The 5129-nt window shown below is 36.2% G+C and carries 3 protein-coding genes; all 3 read left to right on the top strand.

Annotated elements, in window-relative coordinates; translation table 11 throughout:
* Positions 1–528, top strand: a 528-nt coding sequence (locus M3Z80_RS09055; RefSeq protein ID WP_293919291.1) for a hypothetical protein, incomplete at its 5' end; no start/stop codon positions are given.
* Between the two features lie 540 nt (positions 529–1068).
* Positions 1069–1938, top strand: coding sequence for a hypothetical protein (locus M3Z80_RS09050; protein WP_293919290.1), 870 nt, complete (start codon positions 1069–1071; stop codon positions 1936–1938).
* A 27-nt stretch (positions 1939–1965) separates the two neighbouring features.
* On the top strand, positions 1966–5129 hold a 3164-nt coding region (locus M3Z80_RS09045; RefSeq protein WP_293919289.1), incomplete at its 3' end, for a DUF4280 domain-containing protein.

Below are 5129 nucleotides of genomic sequence, written 5' to 3'. Positions count from 1 at the left end.
GAGACCGAAGAAAAACTTAAACAAAAAATACAGGAAAAAGCCTTCTGGAAATTATACTTTTTTGGGATGCAAAATGCTCAGAATGATAATACCTTACGTTGGAATATCTTAAAAGTTGGTACCCTTTATTTTACAGGACATGTACAGACAAAAATTGAAGAAAATAAATGGGTATCTGTTTATCGGGAGAATCAGGTAAAACCGGAAGAAAGTTTAGCTCAGAAATTAGCGGATCATTTAAATGCCATAGTTTATGCATTTTTAAGACGAAGTAATTATACATCTACCTGGCTTGACGGTGGCGACCAATCATACACTAAAAATTACATAACCATTGAAGATGAAGATATAAGCAATCCGCTAAATCCCATGGATTGGTATAGAAAGTTAAACAGAAAAGGATGGGACCACGCTTTGTGGAATACTTCCGGGGCATATATGGCGCCAACAAGCGGCAAAACACCAGGGGGCCTTCTTGAAGAAGGTATGTTTATTTTTGAAAAGGGCAAAAAAGCAAGAAAAAAATAAAATAATAAAATAATATGAAATACTGTAAATCACTAATTTTTGCTTTCATTATATATATTTTAGCAAGTTTTGCGACTTATTTTTCCATGCATGTATATTCAACTGATATTTCATCATCATGTTTTGAATGCTCATATAAGAAAGATGTTTTTTTGTCTTCCATTCATATAAGTGTAATTTTTCTTTTATTGATTCTACTAAAAAATATCTTGAAAAAAAAATGGAGTATTTCAATATTCTTCACGATTATATTTGCAATACTTGTTTTCTTTAACAACTATAATATTTTTGTAGATAGGGTTTCATCGTGGAGTAGTTACACCTTTACCGAAGAACTTCTAAGTGTCCTGTCAAATTCTTATTTGTACTTGGGGATCAGCACTATATTAGTATTTGTTTTATTAAAGTTATTTAAATTTTAAAATAAAATCCTTTTAACAAGTACACAGCCTATAATCGGTTTAAGTTTAATAAAATTCATTGATAAAAAAATAATCAATGGTTATAATAATTTAGATACAGAAAACTAAGACGGAAATAATGCAAATTAAACCTTGGGATAATATCCGTATATATAAAGTAGAACATACTTTGAAAGTAAAAGAAGGCCTACAGGTTAAGGAGAGTAGGATAACTTTTGACATGGGAATCAGTTGCAATATAAAGAATGGTAGCATACGAAAGTTATTTACCCGAGAGAACTGCCTGATTAATTCTAAAATACCTAAAGAACATCATATCCGTTTGTTATATGAATTGGAACAGGCTATTTATCCGCTGGAAATAGAGGTAAACCGGTATGGGAATTATGAAAAAATACCAGGTTATGCTTTATGGTTTTCCAACTGGCAAAATAAAGCAGAAAAAATATTGAAAGAGAACTACCGGGGAGAATTTGCTGAAAGCTTGAAAAACCAGTTACAGGAAAATTTGGAGACCGAAGAAAAGCTCAAACAAAAAATACAGGAAGAAGCCTTCTGGAGATTGTACTTTTTTGGGATGCAAAATGCCCAGAATGATAAGACCTTGCGTTGGAACGTCTTAAAAGCAGGTACTCTTTATTTTACGGGAGATGTACAGACAAGCATTGAAGAAAATAAACTGATATCTGTTTACGGGGGAAAATCGGAGAAACCGGAAGAAAGTTTCACTGAAAACCTTAACATCCTCTTACGAAAGAAAAAAAATTCTAAACATTACCTAATGCCGGGTAATATAGAGGCAAGCGGTATGGTAAAATCCGTTTGGGAGAAAGACATCGGAAAACTGCTTTATAAGGCATCAGAAATTGAAGTAAATTCAGAAGATAAAAACTATCTTTATTCAGAAAAAATAGAGATGAAATATCAAGGAATAAGTATAAGAAAAGAAACTAACCCTAAATCTTTTATTGTTTCAAGAAACAAATAAAGAAAAGAGAAAGAAAATTAAAAAGATATGGCAGAAACGACAAAAAAGCGAGTAGTAGTAGTAGAAGGAGCCCGTTTAAACTGTTCATTGGGATCATTGCCGACGGTATCCCTTAAGGTAAAACACAAAGATGATGATAAATATTACATTAATGAAAAAAAGATAGCGACTTGGCTGGAAGATAATAAAGATCATATGGATTTTGGTGTATGTAACAGAAGTAGCTCAAAACCCAAATGTACCCCGAATATCAGCTGGAGTGATTATTATGAGAATGCGGAGTTTGGAAAAAAGAAAATTCTTATAGACCAGTCAAAAGGAACATGTAAAATAGGGGGAGGTACCGTGATTATAAAAGAACACGGACAAAGCGCCCAACCTTCTTCCCGTATATATAAAAAAAATAAGAAGGATTCCTATGAAATCTATATGCTCAGTCCTAAGGTAGCAGCCTCTAATGGAAAAAAACTACCTTCAGTAAGTAAAATAGACTTGGTTGTTTCCCCGGCACAACGTATTTCATCCAACCGGGAAGTATCGTTTGAAATAGGAGGTAGTATTAAAAGCATCAAGTTAGTAGCCACTGTAGGTGCAAAAGATGATAAAAGCCTGGTAAGCTGGGCGTTTTATAAAGGTGATAATCAAAAAAACAGGTTCAAGACCTATCTGGAATACGGAAGTGAACTTATTGAGAATCTGGAGGCCCTTCCTGAGGGTAAAACTACTATTTTCGGATATGGCGAAACACCCGTGGGAAATTCTACCAAGATAATTATCAACCGGAAACATAATAAGCTTGAGGGCATTTCAATGAAGTTGTTGAACGTAAAGCTGGAATCTGTGGGCAAGGCTCCTAAGAATACCCAGATAGTTTTTAGTCCTAAATATACCTTTGCGAATTCTCCCAAATTATCCTTGAATCAGGTCGGTTGGCAGCAAAAGACTAAATGGAATATCAAAGACGAGAAAGGGAACATTTTGTATACCACTGCTCCCGGTTTTTCCGCCAACCGTAACCAGGGAGTAATATCTACTTCCTACTCAAACAATTATTTAACCGCTATATTTAAGAACAACGGTAATTACCAGATAGAGCTAGAGGATTTTTCACGGACATCGTTGGGAATGTTGCCAGATATAAAGACCCTTTCGCTTCGAATAGTAAACCGTTCGGCCAGAACAATTATAAATAAGGGTTTGCCAAAAATACGTAAAGAAGATTCCATTCATTTGTTGGCCTCCGGGATTGAATTTGATTATGGAATAAATCAACTCGGCAATCGAGCATTCTGGCATATACAAAAAGACAGTGGAAAAACGATTAGTTTAGGTCTTCGTGCAGAAGTAAAGATGAACGTTCCCGAGCTTATAGAAGAATTCAGGAAAAAACAGGTAATAATATCGAACCCTTACGGGGAATATAAATTTCGGATTGATGGGGAAGAAAAGGATGTTATTTCGATAGGCACCAGTTCGGATACAGCGGTAATAGAGGTAGCGAAAAACCGTATGGAAAGTATCAGCGGTCCTGATAAAATACCGGTAGGAGCAGTGGTTACATATAAAACAAAAGTCTTAATGTCTTTGGTGGGCTCGGAGCATATCCGGTGGATACAGCCTGCTGCCCCTTTTATAAAGTTTAACCTTTCTTCAGATCATAAACAAGCCACCTTACAGCTTAATAAACCGGGGAAAGCCTATTTTTCTGCCTACCTTGAAGGAGAGGATGCAAGTACCAAAGAGGTGAAGAAAACCGTAGAGGCAACATATATTTACCTGGAAAAAGCCCTGTGGTGTTATGCAAATGGTAAACGAAGGGCTGAAACCGGATGGGAAGAAGAAAATTATATTCATGTCTCACTAGAAGGCCTCAGCAGTATCCCGGTAAAACTTAAAGTATGGGTAAAGCACCCCGATGAGGGAAAGGTTGGAAGTTTGTCTTACGAAAATTGCCTGTTAAAAGAAATAGATTCCTCCCTGAACGGTAACGGAAGCCTTCAAACATCTTTTATAGTAGATAAGGAACTCAAAGAGAAACTACAAAAAATATATCCAGAAGAATCGCCCCAAGCCAAGTTGTTTTTTACGCTGGAATTTACAGCAGGTGGAATACTGGATTTATCAAAAGTGAGGCTGATTGATAAAGGAAGCTCCGAAGAAATACCCTTTGTGGAAAAACAAGGGAAAAACCTATACTTTGTATTAGATGCAGATGAGGATTTAAAAATCCCTGCAAGGCCACGCATTACGGCTATCAACTTTTCAAATGAAGCAGGAGACGATATACAGGTGGGAGTAACCCAATATGGTAAAAAACACACCATTTGGGTAAATACGGTAGGAATGACTAAGGAAAAGCTGGTGGTTATAGTTTATAAAAAGTTGTTGAAGGATGACATGATAGAAACCTACAACAATAAAGATAAAGCATTTGCAGTTACCGCGCAGGTAAAGAAATATGAAGAGCAGGAAGTGGGAACGGATGGTTTGTTGGAACTGGACTTTATCCCTGAGAAAAAAGATGGAGAGGGCGATCCGCAATTGTTTTACATTGCCGTATTTAAAGAACAAAAGAATGAAAAGGACGAAACCATACTGGTAGAGGTAGGTTCTCAGCTTAAAACATTAGATAGTTTACCTTTTGACAAGGAACTGAATGAATATGCCTCACAGGTAGGTATTGCAATGCCTACCTTGGAAGAAGGCCAAAGCCCGACAGCTGAACAGCTAAATGATATTGTATCTAAGTTTTTTCATTTTTATAATCCGCTGTATGTATCTGAAACGGGGACTATCGAGGATCAGCAGGTTATTTCTCCGGTTCTAGTCGAAAGGGGAAATGCTAAGAAGGTAGGAGAATGCCCAAGATGCAAAGAAGATTTTACAGTAGAAATATTAAAGAAGGTATATAAATCGGCCTCAACCAAACATTTAGAAGAACTGGCAGTAGCTTTAAACAAGTATAAAGATATATTTAAACTAGATACCTGTGCTCGCAAGGCACATTTCTTTGCACAATCGCGTCAGGAAGCAGGATTATCTCTAGACTCAGGACTAAGAGGAGAAAGTTTTAATTATATAGTATCAGGATTATCCGGAGCAGGATTAAAAGCTTTTGAACAAGTCCCAGGAGGTAAAGATATAGCTAATAAGCATGCAAGGAAAAATAGAAGTGATCCGGCAGTATCAGA

The sequence above is a fragment of the Apibacter sp. genome (assembly GCF_025291155.1).
In the GTDB taxonomy this organism is placed as follows: domain Bacteria; phylum Bacteroidota; class Bacteroidia; order Flavobacteriales; family Weeksellaceae; genus Apibacter.
This window is presented reverse-complemented; position numbering and strand designations above follow the sequence as displayed.

Bases quoted from the DNA above. Each gene is read 5' to 3' on its own strand.
- M3Z80_RS09050 (WP_293919290.1), top strand. From the start codon at position 1,069: ATGCAAATTAAACCTTGGGATAATATCCGTATATATAAAGTAGAACAT.